We start from the raw sequence: 538 nt of genomic DNA, 5'->3' as shown, positions 1-538 counted from the left end.
CGGGCTTTTGCGCGATTCCGGATGCGTCCTCGAGCGCATCGTTTCAGAATTTTATTAACAAAAACAATACTCTAAAAATAGGTATAAAAATACCCCATAAGTTCACACGGTTTGACGCCCTTTCGTCACTCCGCAGTCGTCGAGAGTTCCGCGTCTATCTCCGCCAGCGCCCGTTCCGCAGCCCTCCGCTTGCCAAACATCAAGCCGGCGGCAATCCAGTAGAAGCGAAAGACCCGTGGGGTCTGCCAGACGAGCAAGAAGAACGCAGGCAATCCGAGAATGGCGAGCGCGATGACGGGCGCAAGCGACGCGCTGTCGAAGAGGATGAGCACAACCGCGGCGGTGAGCACGAAGGGCAAGACCAGAAAAACCCACCAGACAGCCAGGCAAGCAGCGATTGGGAACATGGCGAACACCGGATAGCACATCGCCATTCGCAAACTGCGCGCCTCGCATCTCAGGCGCCAAAAGCGAATGGTCTGCAGAAGGCGGCTCAATGCCCCCTACCCCATCGCTTTCGGAGGGATCGAATAGGTCA

The 538-nt window shown here is 56.7% G+C and carries 1 protein-coding gene; it reads right to left on the bottom strand.

Annotated features, from left to right (window positions below; genetic code table 11):
* Positions 1–125 precede the first annotated feature (125 nt).
* The gene (locus tag TP2_RS12110; protein ID WP_206198345.1) at positions 126–497 is read right to left on the bottom strand and encodes a hypothetical protein; all 372 of its coding nucleotides are present in this window, start codon (positions 495–497) and stop codon (positions 126–128) included.
* Positions 498–538 lie beyond the last annotated feature (41 nt).

This window comes from Thioclava pacifica DSM 10166, assembly GCF_000714535.1.
GTDB lineage: Bacteria > Pseudomonadota > Alphaproteobacteria > Rhodobacterales > Rhodobacteraceae > Thioclava > Thioclava pacifica.
The sequence above is the reverse complement of the archived record's forward strand: the minus strand, read 5'-3'. Positions and strand labels throughout refer to the sequence as shown.